The following is a 24728-nucleotide window of genomic DNA, read 5'->3' as shown; positions in this document are numbered from 1 at the left end:
AAACTACTTGTCGTCCTGGCCCGGCCGGAAGGCCCGGGTGGCGTCCGCCGACGGATCCGCCGCCTGCTCGCCGCCGAACGGCTGCGCCGGGCGCTGCGCCTGGGCGCCGAAATGCTGGGTCGCGTCCGCACTCCCGGCCGGCTGCTGCGGCGTGCCGTACGGCGACGGCTGGCCGTAACCGGGCTGGGCGGGCTGCTGACCGTAGGACGGCGGCTGCTGGCCGTAGGTCGGCTGGGAACCGGTGCCGTAGCCCGCGGGCTGCTGACCGTAACCGGCCGGCTGACCGTAGGACGGCTGCTGCGGCTGCTGACCGTACCCCGCCGGCTGACCGAACGACGGCTGCTGACCGTAGCCGGGCTGCTGACCGAACGCCTGCTGCTGATACTGCGGACCGGTGGAGCTGAACGGCTGCGGCGGCTGCTGACCGTAACCACCCTGCGGCGCGGCCGGTTTCGGCTCCGGCGCCTTCACGATGCCGAGCTCGAACAGCAGCGCCAGCACGGCCACCACGGCCTGCACGAACGACAGGAACAGGATCACCCAGCCGCCCCACTTCAGCGTCACGCTGTCGCCGAGGTCGAAGGAGCCGAACAGGATGCCCAGGAACGCGCCGAACGAGGCGACCGCCACGATGCCGGTGTTGCCGCTCTGCTTGGGCAGCAGCGACAGGCCGGCCAGCAGACCCGCGATCAGCAGGATCGTCACCAGCGCCGCGGAGCCGGTGCTCTCGAACAGGCTGAAGCTGGTGTCGCCGCCGACCCGGGTGTTGCCGATCTCGACGGCCTTGGTGCCGATATAGGGCGCGAAGCCGAGCAGGAAGTTGATGACGCCGAGTGCGGCCACGCCCACGGCGAGGAAGAACGGCAGGCCCTTGCCCGCAACGGGCGACGTGCCCGACCCGGCAGCAGGGGCGCCCATGGGCTGCGAGCCGTAGCCGGGTACGGAGGAGGGCGTCGGCTGGGGCGCGTTGTATCCCGAGCCCCCGGTCGGGTATGACATGTCGTCGTCTCCTATCGAGTCGTTCACGAACCTCCACCGACGCTACTGCACTCGACGGCAGCGGGCACCATCTACCACCAGCCGTGGCTCGACCGCAATACCCGAATCGGCGCGGTGCACAACCGCGTTACCCGGACCGTCGCACCCGCAAACCCCCGCCCCGGGCCGGTTTCGTCACAGGACCGCGAATCACGAAGGCCGCCCGTCGAATTCGACAGGCGGCCTTCGTATTCAGCCAATCAGATCTCGCCCTGTGCCCTGCTTCCGCCAGGAAACAGGGCACAGGCATTCATCAAGCGCTGATGCTCGCCTTCTCCAGGATCTCGCGCGCCAGGGCGGCGGTCTCGGACGGGGTCTTGCCGACCTTCACGCCCGCGGCCTCGAGGGCGTCCTTCTTGGCCTGGGCGGTACCGGCGGAGCCGGAGACGATGGCGCCGGCGTGGCCCATGGTCTTGCCCTCCGGCGCGGTGAAGCCCGCGACGTAGCCGACGACCGGCTTGCTGACATTGGCCTGGATGTAGGCCGCGGCCCGCTCCTCGGCGTCGCCGCCGATCTCGCCGATCATGACGATGAGCTTGGTCTCCGGGTCCTTCTCGAACGCCTCGATGGCGTCGATGTGGGTGGTGCCGATGACCGGGTCGCCGCCGATGCCGATGGCGGTGGAGAAACCGAAGTCCCGCAGCTCGTACATCATCTGGTAGGTCAGGGTGCCGGACTTGGAGACCAGGCCGATCGGGCCCTTGCCGGTGATGTTGGCCGGGGTGATGCCGACCAGCGACTCACCCGGGGTGATGATGCCGGGGCAGTTCGGGCCGATGATGCGGGTCTTGTTGCCCTTGTCCACGTTGTAGGCCCACGCGTAGGCGGTGTCCTGCACCGGGATGCCCTCGGTGATGACCACGAGCAGCGGGATCTCCGCGTCGATGGCCTCGATGATGGCGTCCTTCGAGAAGGCCGGGGGAACGAACGCGATGGAGGTGTCCGCGCCGGTCTTCTCCATGGCCTCGGCGACGGTCGCGAAGACCGGCAGCTCGACCTCGTTGCCCTGGGCGTCGACGTGCTTGACGGTGGTGCCCGCCTTGCGCGCGTTGACACCGCCGACCACGTTGGTGCCCGCCTTCAGCATCAGGGCGGTGTGCTTGGTGCCCTCGCCGCCGGTGATGCCCTGGACGATGACCTTGTTGTCCTTGTTCAGGAAGATAGACATGTTGGTTCGTGTCCTTACTTGGCCGCAGCCAGCTCGGCGGCCTTGTCGGCGCCTTCGTCCATGGTCTGAGCGAGGGTCACCAGGGGGTGGTTGGCGTCGACGAGGATCTTGCGACCCTCCTCGACCTTGTTGCCGTCGAGGCGGACGACCAGCGGCTTGTTGGCCTCGGCGCCCAGGATCTCCAGGGCCTGCACGATGCCGTTCGCGACCGCGTCACAGGCGGTGATGCCACCGAAGACGTTCACGAACACCGACTTGACCTGCTCGTCGTTGAGGATGACGTCCAGGCCCGCGGCCATGACGGCGGCCGAAGCGCCACCGCCGATGTCGAGGAAGTTGGCGGGCTTGACGCCGCCGTGGTTCTCACCGGCGTAGGCGACGACGTCCAGGGTCGACATGACCAGGCCGGCGCCGTTGCCGATGATGCCGACCTCGCCGTCGAGCTTCACGTAGTTGAGGTCGTTCTGCTTGGCCTTGAGCTCGAGCGGGTCGGTGGCGTCGATGTCCGCGAACTCGGCGTGGTCGGGGTGGCGGAACTCGGCGTTCTCGTCCAGGGTCACCTTGCCGTCGAGGGCGAGGATCTCGTCGTTGGGGGTACGCACCAGCGGGTTGACCTCGACCAGGGTCGCGTCCTCCTTGATGAACACCTCCCACAGCTTCTGGATGGTCACCGCGGCGGCGTCGAGGATGTCGGCGGGCAGGTGGCCCTGCTCGGCGATGGAACGGGCGAAGGCCAGGTCCACGCCCTTGACGGCGTCGACCGGCACCTTGGCCAGGCGGTCCGGCTTGGTGGCGGCCACCTCCTCGATCTCCATGCCGCCCTCGACCGAGCACATGGCCAGGTAGGTGCGGTTGGAGCGATCGAGCAGGAAGGAGATGTAGTACTCCGAGGCGATGTCCTTGGCCTCGGCAACCAGGATCTTCTTGGTGATGTGGCCCTTGATGTCCAGGCCCAGGATGTTCTGCGCGTGGGTGAAGGCGTCGTCGGGGGTGGCGGCGTACTTCACGCCACCGGCCTTGCCGCGGCCACCGACTTTGACCTGCGACTTGATCATCACCGGCTTGCCGATTTCTTCCGCGATCGCACGGGCGTCCTCGGCCGAGTCCGTGACGCGGCCCTCCGACGAAGGCACTCCGTGCTTCACGAAGAGTTCCTTCGCCTGATATTCGAAGAGATCCATGTACTCACCGTCTCGTCTGCGTTGTTGTGACAACGTCTTGGTTGGCGGCCCGTCGTCGGAGGCGGGTTGGCTCGGACTCTAATCAGTCACATGGAGCGGAAATCAGCCGCATACAGCCTAAGTGGCGCAGGTCACGGTACTGTCTCCGCGGCCGCAAAAGCCCTAGTCAATGCTACTCATCGGTAGCTTGTTGACCCCGCGCCAGGTGGGACACACGAATCCCGGACCGTGATACTGGCTACTACGTTGCGTCGTTGACAAAACTCACTCGGTTACCCGAAGCACAGTGAGCGCATTCCCGCTCGGAACGTGATCAATATCACAGCAGCGTGTCGAACCAAGTCCATCGCTTGCTGAGCCGCAATCGTTTCGTTACCGTCGTTGCGGTCGATGTCACAACCCGGTCACGGACAGGAGGACGGCAGGCTTGACGCAGCACAGCGCTCCCAAGGTAATGAGCCGCTTCGCAGGCGACTTGTCGGCCCCGCAGCACTCTCCGGACCGGCGCAAATGAGCGACGGCCCCTTCCCCTCGCAGCCCCGCGCCCGTCGCGGACACCGCTATCGCGAGGACGCAGAGAATTACGGCGGCGCGACCACCTTCGATGCCCCGTCCCCGACGCACAGCGGGGTCGCCCACGGCGACTGGGATGCCACCCAGGCCTGGAACGGCGACACGCAGTGGGATTCCGGCTCCGAGTGGAATTCCGATGCGGACTGGAACGGCGGTCAGCAGTGGGGTGAGACCCCGCAGTGGGACGAATCCGCCGACTGGCAGCCCGAACCGAGCTGGGACTACAACGCCCAGACCACCGTGAACGGCTGGGCCGCACCGAATCCGAGTGATTGGGCCCCGCAGTCGCGGACCAACTGGGATCCGACCGCGGACCCGACCCCCTCCGACGAGTACCGGCCGGTCTACACGTTCAAGACCGCGTCCGGCGAGAAGCTCCAGTTCTCCGGCGACGGCGCCCGCCTGAATCGCAGTGCGCGGGCGGCCGATGTCGAGCACGACGCCGACTACGACGACGAGCCGCGCCCGACCCGCTCCGGCGGCAAGCGCCGCTCCGGCGGCACCCACCGCCTACCCGCCCCGCCCACCGCCCTCAAAGGCCGCGCCGCGGTCGTGGCGGTCGCGGCCGGTGCGGTCGTGGCCGCGGGCCAGGCCACCATCGAGTCCACGGGCCATGACAACAGCAATGTCGACTACCAGGCCGCCAACCAGGTCAAGGAGGTCGCTGCGACCTCGGTGGTCGGCGACGGCGCCCCCGGATCGCCCCAGGTGGTGAGCCCGAACGCGCCCGCGAGCCTGGACCAGTTCAACGACATTCTGGCCAAGGGCAAGCAGTTCGCCGCCGACATGGCCAACCAGGAGGCGTCGAAGAACCGGCCGCTGTGGACGAAGTTCGCCGCCGGCACCTTCACCTCCGGCTTCGGCATCCGCTGGGGCGTCGCCCACCAGGGCGTGGACATCGCCGCCCCGATCGGCACCCCGATCTACGCGGTCGCCGACGCCACCGTGCTCGAGGCCGGTCCCGCTTCCGGTTTCGGCATGTGGGTCCGGCTGCTCCACGATGACGGCACCGTCACCATCTACGGCCACATCGACACCGCGACCGTCTCGCAGGGCCAGCGCGTGCTGGCCGGCGACCAGATCGCGACCGTCGGTAACCGCGGCTTCTCGACCGGCCCGCACTGCCACTTCGAGGTCTGGCTGAACGGCGTCGACAAGATCGACCCGCTGCCCTGGCTGGCCTCGCGCGGCATCTCGCTCGGCCCCGAACGGGACTGACCCGCAACCGAACCCGATCCGAAAGGCGCGCCCGGCAGGGCGCGCCTTTCGGCGTTCCGGGCGGCTCCCCGCGGAATCGGGCTGACCGGCGACCGGATCGAACCCGTTATGCGGACCGTGCCGATCGATGTATGCGGACCGTGCCGATCGATGTATGCGGACCGTGCCGATCGACGTATGCGGACCGTGCCGATCGACGCCGAGGCGTCGTGGCGGACGGCCCCATCGCGCGGCCCTGACGGCCCCGGAGCGGGTCAGGCTGCTGCGCGCCGAGGTCACCGTCGGGGTGATTGGATCCCGTTGCGGTACGGGCGATTCTGGACGCTCTGCTCGGGCCGGCAGGCGGGCATTGCCGACGAGTGACGCCCGATCAACGCGGTCCGGGCCCGATCAGCCGCGGTTGGAGCGGTACCAGCGGATCAGCGCGTCGGTGGACGAATCCGATTGCGGCGCGGGCTCTTCCGCCGCGGTCAGCAGCGGTTCCAGGGCCAGCGCCTGCTGCTTGCCCAGTTCCACGCCCCACTGGTCGAAGCTGTCGATGCCCCAGATCGCGCCCTCGGTGAAGACCTGGTGCTCGTAGAGGGCGATCAGCTGGCCCAGCACCGACGGGGTCAGCTGCGGCGCCAGGATGGCCGTGGAGGGCCGGTTACCGGGCATCACCTTGTGCGGCACCAGGTTCGGGGCGGTGCCCTCGGCCGCGATCTCCTCGGCGGTCTTGCCGAAGGCCAGCACCTTGGTCTGGGCGAAGAAGTTGCTCATCAGGATGTCGTGCATGCTACCCGAGCCGTCCATGGTGGGCAGATCGCTGACCGGACGGGCGAATCCGATGAAGTCGGCGGGCACCAGCCGGGTGCCCTGGTGCAGCAGCTGGTAGAAGGCGTGCTGGCCGTTGGTGCCGGGCTCGCCCCAGAAGATCTCGCCGGTGGAGGTGGTGACCGGGGTGCCGTCGGCGTGCACGGACTTGCCGTTGGACTCCATGGTCAGCTGCTGCAGATAGGCCGGGAAACGGGCCAGGTCGTTGGAGTACGGCAGCACCGCGCGGGACTGCGCGCCGAAGAAGTTCGAGTACCAGACGCCCAGCAGGCCGAGCAGGATCGGGCCGTTCTCCGCCAGCGGCGCATTCGCGAAATGCTCGTCCACGGCGTGCATTCCGGCCAGGAACTCGGCGAAGCGCTCCTTGCCGATGACCGCCATGACCGACAGGCCGATGGCCGAGTCCACCGAGTAGCGGCCGCCGACCCAGTCCCAGAAGCCGAACATGTTGGCGGTGTCGATACCGAAGTCCGCCACTCGCTGCGCGTGGGTGGACACCGCGACGAAATGCTTTGCGACAGCGTCCTCGCCGAGCGCGGCCACCAGCCAGCGGCGGGCCGCGGTGGCATTGGTGAGCGTCTCCAGGGTGGAGAAGGTCTTGGAGGCGACGATGAACAGCGTGGTGGCCGGGTTCAGGCCGTCCAGCTTCGCCACCAGATCCGACGGATCGACATTCGAGACGAACCGCGCCGAGATGCCCGCGTCCGCGTAGTGCCGCAGGCCCAGCGTCACCATGGCCGGGCCCAGATCCGAGCCGCCGATGCCGATGTTCACCACCGTGGCGATGCGCTCGCCGGTGGCGCCGCGCCACTGCCCGGAGCGCACCTGGTCGGTGAATTCGCCCATGCGCCGCAGCACTTCGTGCACGTCGGTCTCGACGTCCTGGCCGTCCACCGTGAGCGGCCGGCCGACCGGCCGGCGCAGCCACACGTGCCCGACCGAGCGGTCTTCGGAGGTGTTGATGCGCTCGCCCGCGAACATGGCGTCGCGGCGCTGCTCGACCCCGGCGGTCTGCGCCAATTCGGCCAGCAGGTCCAGGGTTTCGCGTGTCACCCGATGCTTGGAGTAGTCGATGTGCAGGTCGGCGACCTGCACGGTCAGCTCACGACCACGCTCGGGATCCTCGGCGAAGAACTCACGCAGATGCCGCCCGGCGAGAGAGGCGTGGTGATCGTGCAGTTTCCGCCAGACCGCCGATGCGGTGATGTCGCTGCTCACGATCGCCGAGGTTACAACCTTCACCTTGCGACGCGCAGGTAACAAGACGTCATTCGCGGGATTCTCCCAGCGCAGAGCGATTTTCGGCCGACAGCGGGGGTGCGGATTCCACGGACTCCGGCGGCTCGGACACACACGCGCCTAGGCTCGTCTCATGGTGACCGAAAGCGCCCTACTCTCGTCCATTCCCACGCGACTTTGGATCGGCGGACCGGTGGATGCCACCGGTGGCGCGACCTTCCCGGTGCACAATCCGGCGACGGGTGAGGTCATCGCCCAGGTCGCCGACGCGACACCCGAGGACGCGGTGCGCGCCCTCGACGCGGCCGCGGCCGTGCAGGCCGAATGGGCCGCTACCCCGGCCCGGCAGCGCGGGGAGATCCTGCGCGCGGTGTTCGAGGCGATCACGGCGCGGGCCGAGGAGTTCGCCCTCCTCATGACCCTCGAAATGGGTAAGGCCCTGCCGGAGAGCCGCAATGAGGTTCGCTACGGCGCGGAGTTCTTCCGCTGGTTCAGCGAGGAGGCGGTCCGCATTCACGGCCGCTACCAGCCCGCTCCGGCCGGGACCGGGCGAATCCTGGTGCACAAGCAGCCCGTCGGCCCGTGCCTGGCCATCACGCCGTGGAACTTCCCGCTGGCCATGGGCACCCGCAAGATCGGCCCGGCGCTGGCGGCGGGCTGCGCCATGATCGTGAAGCCCGCGGGTGAGACCCCGCTGACCATGCTGCTGCTGGCTCAGCTCTGCAGCGAGGCCGGCCTGCCCGACGGCGTGCTGTCGGTCATCACCACCTCGCACTCGGGTGCGGTCACCGCGCCGCTGCTGAACGACCCGCGGCTGCGCAAGCTGACCTTCACCGGTTCCACGCCGGTCGGCAAGAAACTGGTCGAGCAGTCCGCGCACGGCCTGCTGCGCACCTCGATGGAGCTCGGCGGCAATGCCCCGTTCGTGGTCTTCGACGATGCCGACGTGGATGCCGCCGTGCAGGGCGCGCTGCTGGCCAAACTGCGCAATGGCGGTGAGGCGTGCACCGCGGCCAACCGCTTCCACGTCCAGAATTCGGTTCGCCAGGAATTCACCGACAAGCTGGTGACGGCCATGGCGGAGTACCGGCTCGGCAATGGCGTGGACCCGGACACCACGCTGGGCCCGCTCGTCAACGAGAACCAGCTCGACACCGTGAGCGAGCTGGTCGACGACGCGGTGTCGGCGGGCGCGCAGGTGAAGCTGGGCGGCAAGGCCCCCGGCGGCCCGGGCTGGTTCTATCCGGCCACAGTGCTCACCGATATCCCGGCGCAGGCCCGCATCCTGCGCGAGGAGGTGTTCGGCCCGGTCGCCCCGATCGTCGGCTTCGACACCGAGGAGCAGGGCCTGGCCGCGGCCAACAACACCGAATTCGGCCTGGTCGCCTACGTGTACACGCGCAGTCTGGACCGGGCGCTGCGGGTGGCCGAGGGTCTGGAGAGCGGCATGGTCGGGGTGAATCGGGGCGTCATCTCCGACCCGGCCGCGCCCTTCGGCGGCGTGAAGGAATCCGGTTTCGGCCGGGAGGGCGGCTTCGAGGGCATCGAGGAATACCTCGACACCAAGTACATCGCCCTGCCCTAGACAGGAAAGAGCCGCCCCGGGGTCGAGACACCCGGGGCGGCTTTGGGGAGGCTGCATCCGTGGCACGCATGCAGCGCGGTCTGTGTGGGGCCGCACTTCGCGACGCACCGCATGATGTATCGAGCATGCGATGCCCGGCGTTAACGGGCCCTGCCGAAGGCGGCGGGGCCGGGGGTTTCAGGGGTTCCGGGTGCGCAGCAGGCCCCCGAGAGCCTTACGAGAGTTGTCAGTGTCCGAGGCGGCCGCGGCCCAGGCGCAGCAGCAACATCGCGAGGGTGTGGCCCTCCTGGCCCAGCTCGCTGAATCGCTCGAGCACCTTCATCTCGCGGGAGTGGACGAGCTTGGGCCCGCCGTTCGCCATACGCGTTCGCCCGATGATGCGCGAGACCTCGGTGCGGCGCTTGATAGCGGCGAGGATTTCGGCGTCCAGCTTGTCGATTTCCAAGCGCAGCTTGTCGATCTCAGCCTCGGAGGGCAGGGCGGAGTCCGAGCCGGTGGCAGACTCGGAATGTCCCGTCGTCGAGATGCTCATTCTTCAACTCCTCGTGGTCCAGAACGTCGATCGGCGGGTGGACCCAACCTGTTACCGATCGGTTCTTCACCAAGAATCAGACCTGTTGGCCATACATTGTCCCCCTGGGACCGCACCACATTGTCCCCCCGGGATCGGGCTCAGGTGCAATGCGTCGCCTTGGAGCCGGTCATGCGACGAGTGTGCCATGCATAGGGACCTATGCAAAACAGGTACGTTTGTGAATCTCCTGAGTTTCCCGACCTGGTGCGGTTCACCGGATGTTCGCCGGACCGGCACTTATCGGACACCTGCGCGGTCCGCCCCGCCGTCTGTCGGTGCGCGCCGGTAGCGTGGATGGGCGATGAATACGACGGTGGCACAGGACGAGCAGAAGACCGAGCGGTTGCTCGAGGGATTGAATCCGCAACAGCGCGCCGCGGTGATGCACACCGGCACCCCGCTGCTGATCGTGGCCGGGGCCGGATCCGGAAAGACCGCTGTCCTCACCCGTCGCATCGCCTATCTGCTCGACGCTCGCGGGGTGCGGCCCGGCGAGGTGCTGGCCATCACCTTCACCAACAAGGCCGCCGCCGAGATGCGCGAACGGGTGGCCGGGCTGGTCGGCCCGCGCGCGGCCGGCATGTGGGTGTCCACCTTCCACTCCAGCTGCGTGCGCATCCTGCGCACCCAGGCGTCGCTGCTGGCGGGGCTGAACTCCAACTTCTCCATCTACGACGCGGACGATTCCCGGCGGCTGCTGGGCATGATCATTCGCGATTTCGAGATCGACGCGAAGAAGTACTCGCCGCGCCTGCTGGCCACCGCCATCTCGAATCTCAAGAACGAGCTCATCGACCCGCCGCAGGCCGCGGCCGACGCCGAGACCGAGGACAGCGAGCTGCCGCGCATCGTGGCCCGGGTCTACGACGAGTACCAGCGGCGGCTGCGCGCGGCCAATGCCCTCGACTTCGACGATCTGATCGGTGAGACGGTGTCGCTGCTGCAGCGGCATCCGCAGGTGGCCGAGTACTACCGGCGGCGCTTCCGGCACGTGCTGGTCGACGAGTACCAGGACACCAACCACGCGCAGTACGTGCTGGTGCGTGAACTGGTGGGCCACCATCGGGGCGGGCCGGGTGACGATGTCGCTGCCGAGGATCGGGTGCCGCCCTCGGAGCTGTGCGTGGTGGGTGACGCGGACCAGTCCATCTATGCCTTCCGCGGCGCCACCATCCGCAATATCGAGGAGTTCGAGCGCGACTTCCCGGATGCGGAAACCATTCTGCTGGAACAGAACTACCGCTCCACCCAGTACATCCTGACCGCCGCCAACGCGGTGATCGCCCGCAACGAGGGCCGCCGCGAGAAGAAGCTGTGGACCGACCAGGGCGACGGCGATCTGATCGTCGGCTATGTGGCCGACAACGAGCACGACGAGGCCTCGTTCGTCGCCCGCGAGATCGACAGGCTGGTGGATCAGGGCGACGCCAACTACGCGGATGTGGCGGTCTTCTACCGCACCAACAACAATTCGCGGGCGCTGGAGGAGATCTTCATCCGCATGGGGCTGCCCTACAAGGTGGTCGGCGGGGTGCGCTTCTACGAGCGCAAGGAGGTTCGCGACATCGTGGCCTACCTGCGCGTCCTGGAGAACCCGGATGACGCGGTGAGCCTGCGGCGGGTGCTCAACACCCCGCGCCGCGGCATCGGCGACCGCGCGGAGGCCTGTGTGGCCGTGCACGCCGAACAGCGGAATATCGGCTTCGCACAGGCGCTCCGGGACGCGGCCGCGGGCAAGGTGGCGCTGCTCAACAGCCGCTCGCAGCGGGCCATCGCCGGATTCCTGGAGCTGCTGGAGGAGATCCGGGCGGCGGGCGCGCAGGCCGACATGGACTTCCCGGATGTGGGTTCGGTGGTGGAGGCGGTCCTGGACCGCACCGGCTATCGCGCCGAGCTGGAGGCCTCCGACGATCCGCAGGACGGCGCGCGCCTGGACAATCTCAACGAATTGGTCAGCGTCGCACGCGAATTCAGTTCCGAGGCGCGCAACAATGTGGAGGCCGCGCGGGCCGAGGGCATGCTGCCCGAGCAGGCCGAGGGCGAACCGGAACCGGGTTCGCTGGCGGCGTTCCTGGAGCGCGTCTCGCTGGTGGCCGACGCGGACCAGATTCCCGAAGAGGGTTCGGGCGTGGTCACGTTGATGACCCTGCACACCGCCAAGGGCCTGGAGTTCCCGGTCGTGTTCGTGACCGGCTGGGAGGACGGCCAGTTCCCGCACATGCGCGCCCTGGGCGATCCGACGGAGCTGCAGGAAGAGCGCCGGCTGGCGTATGTGGGCATCACGCGCGCCCGCAAGCGCCTGTATCTGACCCGGGCCGTGGTCCGTTCGGGTTGGGGGCAGCCGGTCTCCAATCCGGAATCCCGCTTCCTGCAGGAGATTCCGGGCCATCTGGTGGATTGGCGGCGGCTGGAGCCGGCCCCGTCGCAGACCTCGCGCGGTTTCCGCCGGCGCGGCGAAGACGAAGGGCTGGAGCGGGATTGGACCCGCGGTGACGGCTGGTCGGAGCCCCGCCCCGGTCTGCGCGATCGCGGCGAGCGGCGGCCCGCGCCGGCCGCCGCGGGGGTCAAGCGCAACAACACCGGTCTGGTGCTGGCCGTCGGCGACCGGGTCAACGACGACAAGTACGGCCTGGGCCGGGTGATCGCCGCCGAGGGCTTCGGCTCGCTGGCGACGGTCACCATCGACTTCGGCACGGCCGGCAAGATCCGGCTGATCCCGCAGTACAGCCGGACCCTGACCAAGCTCTGATCAGTTGGTGTGGCGGCTGAGGACGGCGTAGGCGCGCACGGCGTCCTCGGGAAAGACCAGGATCCGGAAGCGGTCCTTGATATTTCGCCAGCGGTGGATGCGCGCCCGGCCCATGGTGGCGCGTACCCCGTGAGAGTGCAGCAGCTGCCGGACGGCGCGCGCGGACTGCATGTCGTAGACGGTGGCGGCGGGCACCAGCAGCCCGTATTCCTCGTCGCCGGTGCGTGTCCGGAGTTTCATCCTCGACTCCCGTTGTCCTGCTTGGCTTTCAGCATTGCGAGCTGTGCGTGCTCCTCATCATGATGCTGGGCGGCCAGGAGCGCGCGCTCCTCGGGTGGGTCGGCGGTGAGGAACCCGCCGGGTCCGGGTTTGCCCGCGGAGCCGAGCTTGCTCATCTTCTTGGGGACGGCCGCGCCCTGGTACGCCAGGGGAATCGGATGGCCGTGCCGGTCCACCGGCCCGAGCGCCTGGTGCACCTCGATGTACTCGCCGTGCGGCAGCCGTTTGATGATGCCGGTCTCGATGCCGTGCTCGAGCACCGCCCGGTCGCCGCGCTGCAGGCCCAGGCAGAACCGGTAGGCCACGGCGTAGGCCAGCGGCGGCAGGGTCAGCAGCGCGATCCGGAAGAACCAGGTGGTCGCGTTGAGGGAGACGTCGAACTTCAGCGCGATGATGTCGTTCACGCAGGCGAAGGTGAGCACCAGGTAGAAGGCGATGGCCATGGCTCCGATCGCGGTGCGCACCGGCACATCTCGCGGCCGCTGCAGCAGATTGTGGTGCGCGGTGTCCTTGGTCAGCCGCTTCTCGATCCACGGGTACAGCGGAATCACCGCCAGCACGATGCCCATCACCACCGCCACCCAGAAGGGCGCGGGAATGGTGTAGCGGCCCAGGTAGATCTCCCAGGGCGGCATGAGCCGGGCCAGGCCGTCGGTCCACATCATGTAGAAGTCGGGCTGGGATCCGGCCGACACCTGGGCGGGGTTGTAGGGCCCCAGATTCCAGATCGGGTTGATCTGGAACAGCCCGCCCATGAGCGCGACGGTGGCCAGGGTGAAGGCGAAGAACGCGCCCTGGTCCAGGGAGAACACCGGAACGATGCGCGCGCCCACCACATTTCGCTCGGTGCGGGCGGGCCCGGGGAACTGGGTGTGCTTCTGGTACCAGACGAGTGCGATGTGAGCGCCGATGAGCGCCAGCATGATTCCCGGGAACAGCAGCACGTGGGTGATGTAGAGGCGCGGGATCAGGACGGTGCCGGGGAATTCCCCGCCGAAGAGGAAGAAGTGGATCCAGGTGCCCACCACCGGGACCGCCATGGTGATGCCGCCCAGCGGTGACCGCAGGCCGGTGCCGGAGAGCAGGTCGTCGGGCAGCGAATAGCCGAAGTAGCCCTCGAACATGGCCAGGATCAACAGGACCGCGCCGATCACCCAGGTGGCCTCGCGGGGTTTGCGGAAGGCGCCGGTGAAGAACACCCGGAACATGTGGATGATGATCGACGCCGCGAACAGCAGGGCGGCCCAGTGGTGGACCTGCCGCACGAACAGCCCGCCGCGCACGTCGAAGGAGATGTCCAGCACGCTGCGGTAGGCGGCCGACATCTGGACGCCGCGCAGCGGCTGGTAGCTGCCGTTGTAGGTCACCTCGGTCATGGACGGCTCGAAGTAGAGCGTCAGGTAGACCCCGGACAGCAGCAGGATGATGAAGCTGTAGAGCGCGATCTCCCCGAGCAAGAACGACCAGTGGGTCGGGAAGACTTTGTTGATGGAGCGTTTCAGACCCGCGGCCAGGTGATACCGCTGGTCGGCGGCATCGGCGCGGTTCGCGGTGGCATTCATGAACATGAGACGCCGGAGCGGGCCGAAACGTGACACCTGGATCGAGGGGTTGTCCCGGATCACACCCCGCGCGGTGTCGTCGGGGCGGGTGTCAGCCGATGCTGGTCTCGGTGCCGAGGGTGAAGGTATGGCCGTGCGACGTGCAGGTCATGCCGCCGCCGTGCGGACGCCCGCCGAGGCAGTTCGCGCCCGCGTAGTCGAACTGGGTTCCGGCGTAGACGTTTCCGGGCGGGCGCGGCACGTCCCAGAGCTGACGGGCATTCGGATTGCCGTGCCGGCCGCCGAGGCCGAAGGTCGGGTGGGCGGGGCACAATAGTCGTGCGCCGCGGGCGCATTCCGAACAACAAAGGCACAGATCTGGCTGGACTACTGGTTCGGCTGATGCCGGGGCGGCTATCGATCGCCGCCCACGGCCATGACCTCGTGTCAGCTCAGTCGACGTAGGCGCGCTGGATGATCGCCTCGGTGTCGACGCCGGTGGGCAGCGTGCCGAAGGCGATGCCCCAGTCGCCGCCGAACCTGGTGCTGCAGAAGGCGTCCGCGACGGCCTGGTGGCCGTGCCGCACCAGCTGCGCGCCCTGCAGCACCAGCGCCATCAGCTCCACCACGCGGCGGGCGCGGTACTCGATATCGGCGAAGTCGGTGAGCTCCTTGCCGATTCGGTCGATGGCCTCGTCCAGGTGGCGGTTGGCGCCGCGGGACAGGTTCACCTCGGTGAAGAACGCCTCGACCGTCTCCGGCTGCCGGCCCATGGCGCGCAGCGCGTCCAGCGCGGCCACGTTGCCCGAGCCCTCCCAGATGGACATGAGCGGGGCCTCCCGGTACAGCCTCGGCATGCCGGACTCCTCGGCATAACCGTTGCCGCCGAAGCATTCCAGCGCCTCGGCCGCGTGCGCGGGGGCACGCTTGCACACCCAGTACTTGGTGACCGCCAGCGCGATGCGGCGCAGCGCCGCCTCGGCGGGATCGGTGTCGGCGCGATCGGTGGCCCCGGCCAGGCGCATCATGACGGTGGTCGCCGCATCGGATTCGATCACCAGGTCCGCCAGCACATTCCGCATGGCGGGCTGGTCGACCAGGTGCTTGCCGAACACCTGGCGATGCCGGGCGTGGTGGGTGGCGTAGACGGCCCCGGCCCGCATGCCGGTGGCCGAGCCGATCACGCAGTCCAGCCGGGTCATATTGACCATTTCGATAATGGTCTTCACGCCCGCGCCCTCCTCGCCGACCAGCCAGCCGATGGCGTTCTCGTACTCCAGTTCCGAGGAGGCGTTGGACTTGTTGCCCAGCTTGTCCTTGAGCCGCTGGATGCGCAGCGCGTTGCGGGTGCCGTCGGGCAGCACCCGGGGCAGCAGGAAGCAGGACAGGCCGCCCGGCGCCTGGGCCAGGGTCAGGAACAGGTCGCCCATGGGGTGCGAGGTGAACCACTTGTGGCCGACGATGCGGTAGGTGCCGTCGGCGAGCGGGGTGGCCGTGGTGGTGTTGGCGCGGACGTCGGAGCCGCCCTGCTTCTCGGTCATGGACATGCCCGCGATGAGACCGGCCTTGCTGGACGGCTCGCGCAGGCCGAAGTCGTAGACGCGGGAGGCCAGCAGCGGCTCGAACTTCGCGGCCAGTTCGGGGTTGTGGCGCAGCGCGGGCACCACTGCGTAGGTCATGGAGATCGGGCACATGTGCCCGGCGTCGGCCAGGCCCCAGGTGAAGAACTTGGCGGCGCGGGCCACGTGTGCGCCGGACCGGTCGTCCTGCCAGGGCGAACCGTGCAGACCGTGCGTCACCGCGGTGTCCATGAGGTTGTGCCAGTACGGGTGGAACTCCACCTCGTCGATGCGGTTGCCGTAGCGGTCGTGGGTGTGCAGGATCGGCGGGTTCTCGTTGGCCAGCCGGCCCCACTCCTGCGCGGCCGCGCCACCCGCGAGCACGCCCAGCTCCCGCACCTCGGCCTCGGCCCAGCCCGCGCCTTCCCGGTGCAGGCCCTCGAGCAGCGCGGGATTGCGCGAATTGTCGAAGGGGACGATGGGCGGCACCTGGTTGAAGACGTCGTGCGTGTGCATTGCGGGTGACTCCTATTCGTGTGGGACGCCGCGAGATTCGGGGTGGTCGCCGGAGGCGTATGGCTGGACGCCGAGGGCGCGCAGGGCGAAGGCGACCAGTTCCGGCAGCACCGATTCGCTCTGGAGTTGTTCGGAGAGCGGGCCGACGAGCACCTCGCCGATGGCCCCGACCAGCGCGGTCGCGGAGGTGCGCGGATCCTGCGGCGGCAGTTGACCGGTGGCGATGCCGTCGGAGATGGCGGACACGTAGGTCTCGGCGAAGGCCCGGCGGAAGCGCAGGCGTTCAGCGTCGACGGCGGCGTCCACCGGTTCGGCGAGCAGCACGTAGGCGAGTTTGGGGTTCTTGAGGGCGCGGCCGGCGAAGGTCTCGACGGCGGCGGTGACCCGGTCCGGGGCAGTACGCCCCTCCCCCGCCGCCCCGGCCGCGGCGACGGCGTCGACCTCGCGGGTGACGACCTCGCGGAAGACGGCGGTGACGAGCTCGGCCTTGCCGCTGAAGTTCTTGTACACCGTCCCGGTGGCGACTCCGGCCTCGGCGGCGACCGCGGCCATGGACAGTCCGGCGAACCCGTCGCGGGACAGCACGGTCATGGCGGCGCGCACGATCGACCCCGCCTGAGCATCCAGGCGGGCCTGGACAGCGGGGGTTCTGCGATAGGCCACACAAGAAGTGAACCACCAATTCATTTCTTGACGCAAGCCCACCTGTCGCCCACGACCACCCTCGACCGAGGCGCTCCGCGCCGCTGTGCAGAACCCACTGACGGCGTACTGTCGGCCACGTGACAGTACGAGTCGAGCGCAACGGCCCCGTCTACACCGTGATCCTGCACCGCCCCGAAGCCCGCAACGCGGTCGACGGCCCCACCGCGAAAGCCCTGGCCGACGCCTTCCGCGACTTCGACGCCGACCCCACCGCCGCGGTCGCCGTGCTGTGGGGCGACGGCGGCACCTTCTGCGCCGGCGCCGACCTCAAGGCCCTCGGCACCGAACGCTCCAATGCGGTCACCGAGGACGGCGACGGACCCATGGGCCCGACCCGCATGAAGCTGTCCAAGCCCGTCATCGCCGCGGTCTCCGGGTACGCGGTCGCGGGCGGCATCGAGCTGGCACTCTGGTGCGATCTGCGAATCGCGGAGCAGGACAGCACCTTCGGCGTGTTCTGCCGCCGCTGGGGCGTACCGCTGATCGACGGCGGCACCGTGCGGCTGCCCCGCATCATCGGCGAGGGCCGCGCCATGGACCTGATACTCACCGGCCGGGCCGTCGGCGCCACCGAGGCGCTGCAGATCGGGCTGGTCAACCGGGTGGTGCCGAACGGCGAATCCCGCCGCGCCGCCGAGGAACTCGCGCTCGAGCTGGCCACGCTGCCGCAGACCTGCCTGCGCTCGGACCGCATGTCGGTGCTGGAGCAGAACGGCCTGGAGGAGTCCGAGGCCATCGCCAACGAGCTGCGCCACGGCATGAAGGCCCTGATGGACGGCGCGCTGGACGGGGCGCAGCGCTTCACCTCGGGCGCGGGCCGCCACGGCCACCCGGCCTGATCCGGGCTCCGGTTCGCCGGTCGTGCGAAAGCCCCGAATACGCGCGGCAGCAGCCCATGGAACCGATCGGTACGCTAGCCGTTCGATGGATCGGCTGAGCGTGCTGGACGAGATCTTCCTGCGGTCGCATCGGGGCATGGGCACCCCGATCGTCCTGCAGGGACTCTGGCGTACCGCCGAACCGGTACATCCGGCCCTGCTCTGGCGGGTGCACCGCGATCTGCGCACCGGGCCGCTCGGCCGCCGGGTGGTGCGCTCGCGGGTGCCCGGGGCACGGCGGCGCTGGCAGCCGAACGAGACCGCGCACCCGTTCACCATGACGCCGGAGCCGATTCCGCGTGCGGCCGTACTGGATTGGGCCGACCGCCAGGGCGCGGACCTCGATCCCGAGGCCGGGCCGGGCTGGCGGCTGTCGGCGGCACGCCTCGACGACGGCGGCTGCCTGGTCGCGCTGACCTGTTCGCACGCGCTGGCCGACGGCCGCGCGCTGACCCTGGCCATCGACAACGCACTGTCCGGCAGCCCGCTCGCGGCGCCCCTTGCGGGACATTCGGATTGGGCCGACGCCCGGCGCATGTGGGCCACGGTCCTGGGTGGGACCGCTCGCGCGCTGCGGCGCGGCCTTCCCGCACGCCCGGCCACACCCGAAGCGCGAAAGGTGGTGCCGGGCACCGCGAATGCCCTGCCCGGAACCGCCACCACCTGCGGGACGGTGCTGGAGATCCCGGCCCGGGACTGGAACCGCGTCGCGGTCGCGCACGCGGGCACGGCCAACAGCCTGTTCGTCCATCTGATCGCGAAGATGCTGTGGTCCAGCGGTTTTCCCGCCGACACCATAGCCGCCAGCCTCCCGGTCGACACCCGTGACGAGCCGCGTGTGGACAACGACATGTCCATGACCGAGGTCGCCATCACCCGCGACGACACCCCGGCGACCCTGCGCCGCAAGGCCCGTGCGGCCTACGAGCACCGCATGACCAGCCCGGGCGGCATCCCCGAGGAGATCCTCCAGGTCATGCCCGACCGGTGGGCGTATCGGCTGGCCCGGGGCGCGGGCGAGCGAGACGTCCTGTGCTCCAATATCGGCAACCTGCCCGAGTCGCTGCTGGCGCTGGGCCCGCACTCGTGCACCGGGGTGGCGGCCCGCGCCATCCACCCCGGGCTCCGGCCCGACGCCCTGCCCCGGACCCGGCTCTCGGGGTACCTGACCCGGATCGCCGACACCTACACACTGTCGCTGATCGGCCTGGATCCGGACGCCATCCCGACCTCCGCCGCGCTCACCGCGCTGGCCGAGACGGAACTGTCCGCACTCGGCCTGTCCGGTACGGCCTGGTGACCGCCGCTCAGGTGAGGGCGGGGATCCGAACCCCCTGCCACGCCAGGCGTTTGGTGCGGTCCGGGTCGAGTTCGACGCGGCCGGGCGAATCGATGATCAGCGTCGCGCGCTGCTCCTCGGTGTAGGCGGGCCAGGCCGGCAGCGGAGTTCCGGTGCGGGCGAAGGCCAGCCAGTTGTCCTGGAACTGGCTCGACACCTCACGGAAGCCGCGGTGGCCGCCGAGCGCGGTCATGGCACGGCCGAAGGACGAATCGACCGCGCCGAAGACGGGGATCAGATCCAGGGCGTGCGTGGCGCCGAAACCACTCAAATGGATTGCGCGCGGGGCGAAATCGTAGCGGTACGCGTAGGTCGGCGCGTACCGGCTGTGTGCCTCCATGACGCGGACGGAGGGCCGCCAGAAGGTGAAGTCGCCGCCCATCCGGACGGAGGCCCGCTTGCCCGGAAAACCGGGATAGGCTGCGGTGACCCGGGATTCGACGGCCGCGCCGAACTCGGCCAGCGTCTGGTGCAGCCGCTCCTGCGAGGTCGGCATGGACTGGCCGAGTTTGGTGAAGATGGGGCTGTCGCCGCCCTCGCCCAGGGCCTGATCCACATGGCGCAGCAGCCAGCGCATGCGATCGGGGGTGGTGGGCAGGGTGTCGTCGAAGCGCACGAAAAGGGTGGCCTCGTCCCGGTTGGTCCCGATGATGAGCGGCACCCGGTGCGCGGTGCCGGTGGCGAACGCGGCCAGCGGTGCGGCGGGCAGGAATTCGCCGTCCACCACCGGGGCCACCGGAAACAGGCCCGGCTGCTGGTGCATGATCCGGGCGACCGCGTGATCGACGGCCTTGCGGATGTCGTTCGCACCGGCGGTGCGCAACGCCTTGGCGGCGTCCCCGGGGGCGATGCCGAGGTCGTCGAGGCAGCGGCGGGCGAACAGCCGGGCTTCGGCCTGACTCGGGGCCCAGTCCGCGGGCGCGCTCTGGGCGATGCCGCGGTGGAACAGCCCGGCCGCGGCGGGGGTGGCCATGAGGGCCAGCACCGCGTGCGCCCCGGCCGATTCGCCGAAGATGGTGACATTGTTCGGGTCGCCGCCGAACGCGGCGATATTGCGCTGCACCCATTCCAGGGCCGCGACCTGATCGCGCAGGCCCAGGTTGGAGTCGAATCGGCTGTCGGGCGTGGAGTATTCACCGAAGTCGACGTAGCCGAAGGCGCCGAGCCGGTAGTTGACCGACACCACGATGACATCGCCGCGAAGCGCCAGCCGGGCGCCGGAATACAGCCGCAGCGCGGAGGTTCCGATCATGTAGCCGCCGCCGTGGATGAACACCATGACCGGGCGGGGCGTGGCCGACGGCGCGTTCGGCGCGGTCACGTTCAGCGTGAGGCAATCCTCGCCGGTCGGCTGTGCCTGCCGCGGCCCGATCCGCGCGCCGTCCCGGTGTTGCATTGCGGCATAACCGAAGTCGGTGGCGTCGCGCACCCCGCTCCACGGTTGCACCGGTCGCGGCGCCCGGAAACGGAACTCCCCGACCGGAGCCGCCGCGAAAGGAATGGACCGCCAGCGTGAAACGCGGCGGCCCCGGAGTCCGCGAACCGTGCCGTCCGCGGTCGTGATGTCTGTCGTTGCCACCATTCACAAAGGGTAGTCCCAACTCTCGGGGGCTCCCAGGGCCTCGGACCACGGAGCAGAGGGTGGCGGGAACGGACGACCCGCCGGCCGGCGGGAACGGCCGGACGGCGGGGTGGGCGGTTACTGCAGGTAGCCCTCGACCTGGCGGGCGGGGTTGACCTGGGCCTCGTCGGGGTTGCGCCCCTGGTCCATGCGGGCGCGGCGCTGACGCAGCAGGTCCCAGCACTGGTCGAGCTGGACCTCGATCTCGGCCAGCTGGCGGCGCTCGGCCTCGGGGTCGAGTTCGCCACCGGTGGTCTTGGCCCGGAGCTCGTGCTCACGATCCACGAGTTCCTTGATGCGCGCGTGGATGTCCTTTTCGGTCATGCGGACCACTCTACGACCCGGGCCAGCGCCGTCCCCGCCGACCGAACCGCGCGTGGCAGCTCCGCCGCAGGCAGCGCGGCATATCCGAGGGCGATGCCGAAGGTGTGCCGGGCGCCCAGATGGTGGCGGGCCAGCGCGTCGAGGTGGACGCCGAGCTCGCGGGCGGTGGCCACCGCGCGGTCCTCCTGCTCCGGGGCGGCGAGCGGCACGAAGACGTGTGATCCGGCGTCATCGCCACGCACGTCCAGGCCACGGCCGCGCAGCTCGTCCACCACCAGGGCGCGGCGGGCCGGCATGTCGCGGCGCAGGCGGCGCAGATGCCGGGCCAGGTCACCGTGCCGGGCCAGTTCGGCCACCACCTGCTGCCCCGCCGGGGCCGGACCGGTGCCGGTGAGTTCGCGATGGGCGAGCACCGCCGCGGCGACGGCCGGATCCGCCACCAGCCAGCCGATGCCGAGGGTGGGCGTGAGGATCTTGCTGGTGGTGCCCAGATGTACGACCACATCGGGGGCCAGGGTGGCCAGCAGTGGCAGCGGCGCGGTGTCGTACCGCAGTTCGCCGTCGTAGTCGTCCTCGACCACGAGTGCGCCGGTGCGGCGGGCGAATTCGATGAGCTCGACCCGGCGGGCGGCGGGCATGCGCGCGCCGAGCGGAAACTGGTGCGCGGGAGTGCAATACACCAGGCGCGCGTCCTCGGGTAGCAGCTCCACCCGCAGGCCCTCGGCGTCCACGGGCACCGGGACCGGCCGCATGCCCGCCGCCCGGAACGCCCCGGCCGCCCGCTGATAGCCGGGATCCTCGATGGCCACCACGTCGCCGGGCCGCAGCAGCGCCGCCGCGAGTTCGCCTGCGGCCGCGCTGGTTCCGGCGGTGGCCAGCACGGTGGTCCCACTGCCCGCGCCCAGCCCGCGATGCCGCAGCAGGTGTTCGGCGACGGCCTCCCGATAGTCGGGCTCCCCGCGCCGGTCCTTGCGGATCAACGGCATTCGATCCGAGGCGGCCCGCCACGCCCGCCGCCAGGCGGCGGGGTCGATGGCCTCGATGGACGGCGCGCCCGCGCCGAGATCCAGCAGTCCCGCCAGCGGTTCGGGCAGGTCGGGCCCGCCGGTCTGCGCGCCGACCGGTGCCGGCGCGGCCGTCAGGTAGGTGCCCGAGCCGTGCCGCCCGTCCAGCCAGCCCTCGGCGTGCAACTGGTCGTAGGCGGCGGTGACGACGGTCCGGCTCACCCCCAGCCGATTGGCCAGCTCACGGGAGGACGGCAGCCGATCACCGCCGCGCAGCGCACCGGTGGTGGCGGCCCGGCGCAGTCCGTCGGCCACCTGAACGGCCAGCGGCACGCCGCTGTCCCGTTCGACGATGAACGGTAGATCGTCGTCGACCAGCCGATTCACTCGCAAGTGGCCTCCTGATCATCCGGCAACTGGTGGATATCAGAATGCCACTCCGCGCACGACAGTGCGATCAACGATGTCCCCTGGCGGCCGAAGTTGCCGTGGAAACGACCGCGTACACCACGAAACCCGTTGCAGCGCTGGTGATTGCGTAGATCAGCACGTGCCGCACGCAGTCGTAGAGACTGACGTGCGCCACCGGATCGGTTCGGGCGACGAGACCGGCGAGCACCGCCACCGCGAGCAACGCAGCCAGCACCAGGGCGCGCCGGGGATCCGGCGCGACCGGCCGGGCTCGCCGGTACCAGGCGGCGAAATAGCCCGCGAGCAGCAGCATTCCGCCGATCGAGGAGATGTAGCCGATCACGTTGTACACCCGGTGCGGTCCGATCACGGACTCCCGCAACACGTCCCAATGACGCACGGCCGGACCGTCGGTATGAGTGAAGGCATCCCAGGCGAGGTGGGTGAGCGCCCCGATGAGGAGAGCCGCCACCGCCGCCACCGGCCCCGGCCTACTCGCGGTGATCTCCTTGCCGATCATGCCCGAGACGGTGCCGCGCAGCGCCCACCCGATGGCCACCAGGATCGCGCCCAGCAGCACGTCCACCGGAAGCCCCCGGAGCGCATGCGTCAACTCGCCATCCACGCCTATCCGCAGGTAGTACGGAAGGTCGGGCGCGATGCTCCCCGCGACAAGTCCTGGAAACCAGAGCACCCGGCGCATGGGCAGCACAGCGGCCGGATGTGCGAGCGTGAACGGCACGGATCCCCCCAAGTGGTCTGTACATCTTGCGGAGAATTGGCTATTCAGGAATGCCATTTCCCCCTCGAAACTGGTCCTATGAGTGAGACAGCTTCGAACCGGACCCCATTGTCACCGACCCCGCGCAGCAGCCTCACCCGGTCCAAGGAGCGGGGTCGCACCGAGCGCGCCGAACTGGACGCGGTCCTCGACGCCGGGCTCATCTGCCACCTGGGCGTGGTCCTGAACGGCAGCCCGGTGGTCATCCCGACCATCTACGGCCGCGACGGCGACACGCTGTACCTGCACGGCTCCACCGGCTCCGGCAATCTGCGGGCCGCCCTGACCGGCGACGTCTCGCTGACCGTGACGCACGTGGACGGCATCGTCTACGCCCGCTCCGCCATGCACTTCTCCATGAACTACCGCTCGGCGGTCATCCACGCCCGGCCGGTCGAGCTGACCGACCCGGACGAGCGCAGGCACGCGCTGCGCGTCATCGTCGAACAGGCCGCACCCGGCGCGTGGGACGCGGTCCGCTCGCCGAACAAGAAGGAGCTGGCCGCGACCATGGTCCTGGCCCTCGACCTGACCGAGGCCTCGGTCAAGGTCCGCACCGGCGGCCCGCGCGACGAGCAGGCCGATATCGACACCGGTGGCGTCTGGGCCGGCGTCCTGCCGCTGCGTCAGGTCTTCGATGCCCCGATCCCGGCCGCGGATCTGGAAGCGGGAGTGGAGATTCCGGCACACGTGCTGGACCGCCGCACCGACGCGGTGGCCGTGGTCTAGGGGCTACTTCAGCAGCCGGGACATGCGGCGGTCGGCCAGGATCTTGCCGCCGGTCTGGCAGGTCGGGCAGTACTGGAACGACTTGTCCGCGTAGGAGACCTCGCGGACGGTGTCGCCGCACACCGGGCACGGCAGGCCGGTGCGGGCGTGCACCTGGAAACCGGAACGCTTCTCGCCCTTGAGGCGGGCGGCGTCCTGGCCCACCGAGCGCAGGATGGCGTCGGACAGCGTGGCACGCATGGCCGCATACAGGCGCGCCACCTGTCCGGCGTCCAGCGAGCCGGAGGCGGCGAACGGCGAAAGCCTTGCGGTGTGCAGGATTTCGTCGGAGTAGGCATTGCCGATACCGGCCAGCAGGCTCTGATCGGTGAGCGCGTTCTTGACGCGCTGCGAGGTGCCGCGCAGGATCTCGGCGAATTCCGGTTCGCTCACGGCCAGGGCGTCGGGTCCCAGCCGCGCGATGCCGGGCACCGAGAGCGGATCGCCGGTGACCCACACGGCCAGCCGCTTCTTGGTGCCGGCCTCGGTGAGATCGAAAGCGGGGGTGGCGCCTTCAGGAGTGAAGAAGTGCACGCGCAGGGCCAGCGGTCCCTTGCCGGGCTTGGGCGGACCGACCCCGGGCTCGTCGATCCACCGCAGCCAGCCGCCGCGCGACAGGTGCGTGATCAACCACAGCCCGTCGCAATCCAATCCGAGGTGCTTGCCCCAGTGCCCCACCCCGGTCACGTCGCGCCCCGACAGCGCGGTCACCGGCGGATCGAAGGTCTTCAGCACGCTCAGGGCCGCCACGTCGACCCGCCCGACCACCGCCCCCACCGCATGCTCGGCCAGGAACTGCTCGAGCGCCACAATCTCCGGTAGTTCGGGCAACGGATCTCCTCCAATGGGCGACCATTTCCGTCG

The 24728-nt window shown here is 69.6% G+C and carries 21 protein-coding genes; 6 read left to right on the top strand and 15 right to left on the bottom strand.

Going from position 1 to position 24728, the window contains the following annotated elements:
- Nucleotides 1-3: 3 nt before the first annotated feature.
- The 3 genes from ACWEKS_RS21530 to sucC all read right to left on the bottom strand — a co-directional run bounded on the left by ACWEKS_RS21530 (nt 4) and on the right by sucC (nt 3387).
- On the bottom strand, nt 4-999 hold the full coding sequence (locus tag ACWEKS_RS21530; RefSeq protein WP_452341726.1) for a DUF5336 domain-containing protein: 996 nt from the start codon (nt 997-999) through the stop codon (nt 4-6).
- Between the two features lie 292 nt (nt 1000-1291).
- The gene (sucD, locus tag ACWEKS_RS21525) at nt 1292-2206 is read right to left on the bottom strand and encodes a succinate--CoA ligase subunit alpha (RefSeq protein WP_379387303.1); all 915 of its coding nucleotides are present in this window, start codon (nt 2204-2206) and stop codon (nt 1292-1294) included.
- Between the two features lie 14 nt (nt 2207-2220).
- Nucleotides 2221-3387, bottom strand: a complete 1167-nt coding sequence (gene sucC, locus ACWEKS_RS21520) for an ADP-forming succinate--CoA ligase subunit beta (protein WP_154789973.1) — start codon at nt 3385-3387, stop codon at nt 2221-2223.
- Nucleotides 3388-4200: 813 nt separating this feature from the next.
- Between sucC and ACWEKS_RS21515 the strand changes: the two genes are divergently transcribed.
- Nucleotides 4201-5178 carry a M23 family metallopeptidase gene (locus tag ACWEKS_RS21515; RefSeq protein ID WP_452341806.1) on the top strand — a complete coding sequence of 326 codons (978 nt, stop codon included), beginning with the start codon at nt 4201-4203 and terminating at the stop codon, nt 5176-5178.
- A gap of 390 nt (nt 5179-5568) precedes the next feature.
- Here ACWEKS_RS21515 and pgi read toward each other — a convergent pair whose 3' ends face one another.
- A complete protein-coding gene (gene pgi, locus ACWEKS_RS21510) occupies nt 5569-7209 on the bottom strand; it encodes a glucose-6-phosphate isomerase (protein WP_452341725.1) in 1641 nt (546 codons plus the stop codon).
- A 154-nt stretch (nt 7210-7363) separates the two neighbouring features.
- Between pgi and ACWEKS_RS21505 the strand changes: the two genes are divergently transcribed.
- Entirely contained in the window at nt 7364-8815 is a 1452-nt protein-coding gene (locus ACWEKS_RS21505) for an NAD-dependent succinate-semialdehyde dehydrogenase (protein ID WP_452341724.1), read from the top strand.
- A gap of 226 nt (nt 8816-9041) precedes the next feature.
- Here the strand turns inward: ACWEKS_RS21505 and ACWEKS_RS21500 are convergent, their stop codons facing one another.
- The gene (locus ACWEKS_RS21500) at nt 9042-9347 is read right to left on the bottom strand and encodes a chorismate mutase (protein ID WP_354836317.1); all 306 of its coding nucleotides are present in this window, start codon (nt 9345-9347) and stop codon (nt 9042-9044) included.
- Between the two features lie 343 nt (nt 9348-9690).
- On the opposite strand from ACWEKS_RS21500, the gene pcrA reads away from it, so the two are divergent.
- The gene (gene pcrA, locus ACWEKS_RS21495; RefSeq protein ID WP_452341723.1) at nt 9691-12138 is read left to right on the top strand and encodes a DNA helicase PcrA; all 2448 of its coding nucleotides are present in this window, start codon (nt 9691-9693) and stop codon (nt 12136-12138) included.
- On the opposite strand, the gene ACWEKS_RS21490 is transcribed toward pcrA, so the two are convergent.
- The 5 genes from ACWEKS_RS21490 to ACWEKS_RS21470 all read right to left on the bottom strand — a co-directional run bounded on the left by ACWEKS_RS21490 (nt 12139) and on the right by ACWEKS_RS21470 (nt 16696).
- Nucleotides 12139-12378, bottom strand: a complete 240-nt coding sequence (locus tag ACWEKS_RS21490; protein ID WP_452341722.1) for a hypothetical protein — start codon at nt 12376-12378, stop codon at nt 12139-12141.
- Nucleotides 12375-13979, bottom strand: coding sequence for a cytochrome bc1 complex cytochrome b subunit (gene qcrB, locus ACWEKS_RS21485; RefSeq protein WP_452341721.1), 1605 nt, complete (start codon nt 13977-13979; stop codon nt 12375-12377). Before qcrB ends, ACWEKS_RS21490 begins: the two co-directional genes overlap by 4 nt.
- Nucleotides 13980-14070: 91 nt before the next feature.
- Nucleotides 14071-14292: a hypothetical protein gene (locus ACWEKS_RS21480; RefSeq protein ID WP_452341720.1), complete on the bottom strand. Its 222-nt coding sequence runs from the start codon at nt 14290-14292 to the stop codon at nt 14071-14073.
- A gap of 118 nt (nt 14293-14410) precedes the next feature.
- The gene (locus ACWEKS_RS21475) at nt 14411-16033 is read right to left on the bottom strand and encodes an acyl-CoA dehydrogenase family protein (protein ID WP_452341719.1); all 1623 of its coding nucleotides are present in this window, start codon (nt 16031-16033) and stop codon (nt 14411-14413) included.
- A gap of 12 nt (nt 16034-16045) precedes the next feature.
- Nucleotides 16046-16696: a TetR/AcrR family transcriptional regulator gene (locus ACWEKS_RS21470; RefSeq protein ID WP_452341718.1), complete on the bottom strand. Its 651-nt coding sequence runs from the start codon at nt 16694-16696 to the stop codon at nt 16046-16048.
- Between the two features lie 119 nt (nt 16697-16815).
- On the opposite strand from ACWEKS_RS21470, the gene ACWEKS_RS21465 reads away from it, so the two are divergent.
- Nucleotides 16816-17577, top strand: coding sequence for a crotonase/enoyl-CoA hydratase family protein (locus ACWEKS_RS21465; RefSeq protein ID WP_452341717.1), 762 nt, complete (start codon nt 16816-16818; stop codon nt 17575-17577).
- Between the two features lie 85 nt (nt 17578-17662).
- Complete coding sequence (locus ACWEKS_RS21460) at nt 17663-18916, top strand: hypothetical protein (protein WP_452341716.1); 1254 nt, start codon at nt 17663-17665, stop codon at nt 18914-18916.
- A gap of 7 nt (nt 18917-18923) precedes the next feature.
- On the opposite strand, the gene ACWEKS_RS21455 is transcribed toward ACWEKS_RS21460, so the two are convergent.
- The 4 genes from ACWEKS_RS21455 to ACWEKS_RS21440 all read right to left on the bottom strand — a co-directional run bounded on the left by ACWEKS_RS21455 (nt 18924) and on the right by ACWEKS_RS21440 (nt 23057).
- Complete coding sequence (locus ACWEKS_RS21455) at nt 18924-20537, bottom strand: carboxylesterase/lipase family protein (RefSeq protein ID WP_452341715.1); 1614 nt, start codon at nt 20535-20537, stop codon at nt 18924-18926.
- Nucleotides 20538-20654: 117 nt separating this feature from the next.
- Entirely contained in the window at nt 20655-20900 is a 246-nt protein-coding gene (locus ACWEKS_RS21450) for a DUF2630 family protein (protein WP_354836333.1), read from the bottom strand.
- Nucleotides 20897-22291 carry a MocR-like pyridoxine biosynthesis transcription factor PdxR gene (pdxR, locus tag ACWEKS_RS21445; RefSeq protein ID WP_452341805.1) on the bottom strand — a complete coding sequence of 465 codons (1395 nt, stop codon included), beginning with the start codon at nt 22289-22291 and terminating at the stop codon, nt 20897-20899. Before pdxR ends, ACWEKS_RS21450 begins: the two co-directional genes overlap by 4 nt.
- A 70-nt stretch (nt 22292-22361) precedes the next feature.
- Nucleotides 22362-23057 carry a DUF4184 family protein gene (locus tag ACWEKS_RS21440; RefSeq protein WP_452341714.1) on the bottom strand — a complete coding sequence of 232 codons (696 nt, stop codon included), beginning with the start codon at nt 23055-23057 and terminating at the stop codon, nt 22362-22364.
- A 78-nt stretch (nt 23058-23135) separates the two neighbouring features.
- Between ACWEKS_RS21440 and ACWEKS_RS21435 the strand changes: the two genes are divergently transcribed.
- Nucleotides 23136-23825 (top strand): pyridoxamine 5'-phosphate oxidase family protein, encoded by a 690-nt coding sequence (locus ACWEKS_RS21435; protein ID WP_452341713.1) that lies wholly within the window; start codon nt 23136-23138, stop codon nt 23823-23825.
- Between the two features lie 3 nt (nt 23826-23828).
- On the opposite strand, the gene ACWEKS_RS21430 is transcribed toward ACWEKS_RS21435, so the two are convergent.
- Nucleotides 23829-24695: an Fpg/Nei family DNA glycosylase gene (locus ACWEKS_RS21430; RefSeq protein ID WP_452341712.1), complete on the bottom strand. Its 867-nt coding sequence runs from the start codon at nt 24693-24695 to the stop codon at nt 23829-23831.
- Between the last annotated feature and the right edge of the window lie 33 nt (nt 24696-24728).

The sequence above is a fragment of the Nocardia sp. NPDC004711 genome (assembly GCF_053601595.1).
The sequence above is the reverse complement of the archived record's forward strand: the minus strand, read 5'-3'. Positions and strand labels throughout refer to the sequence as shown.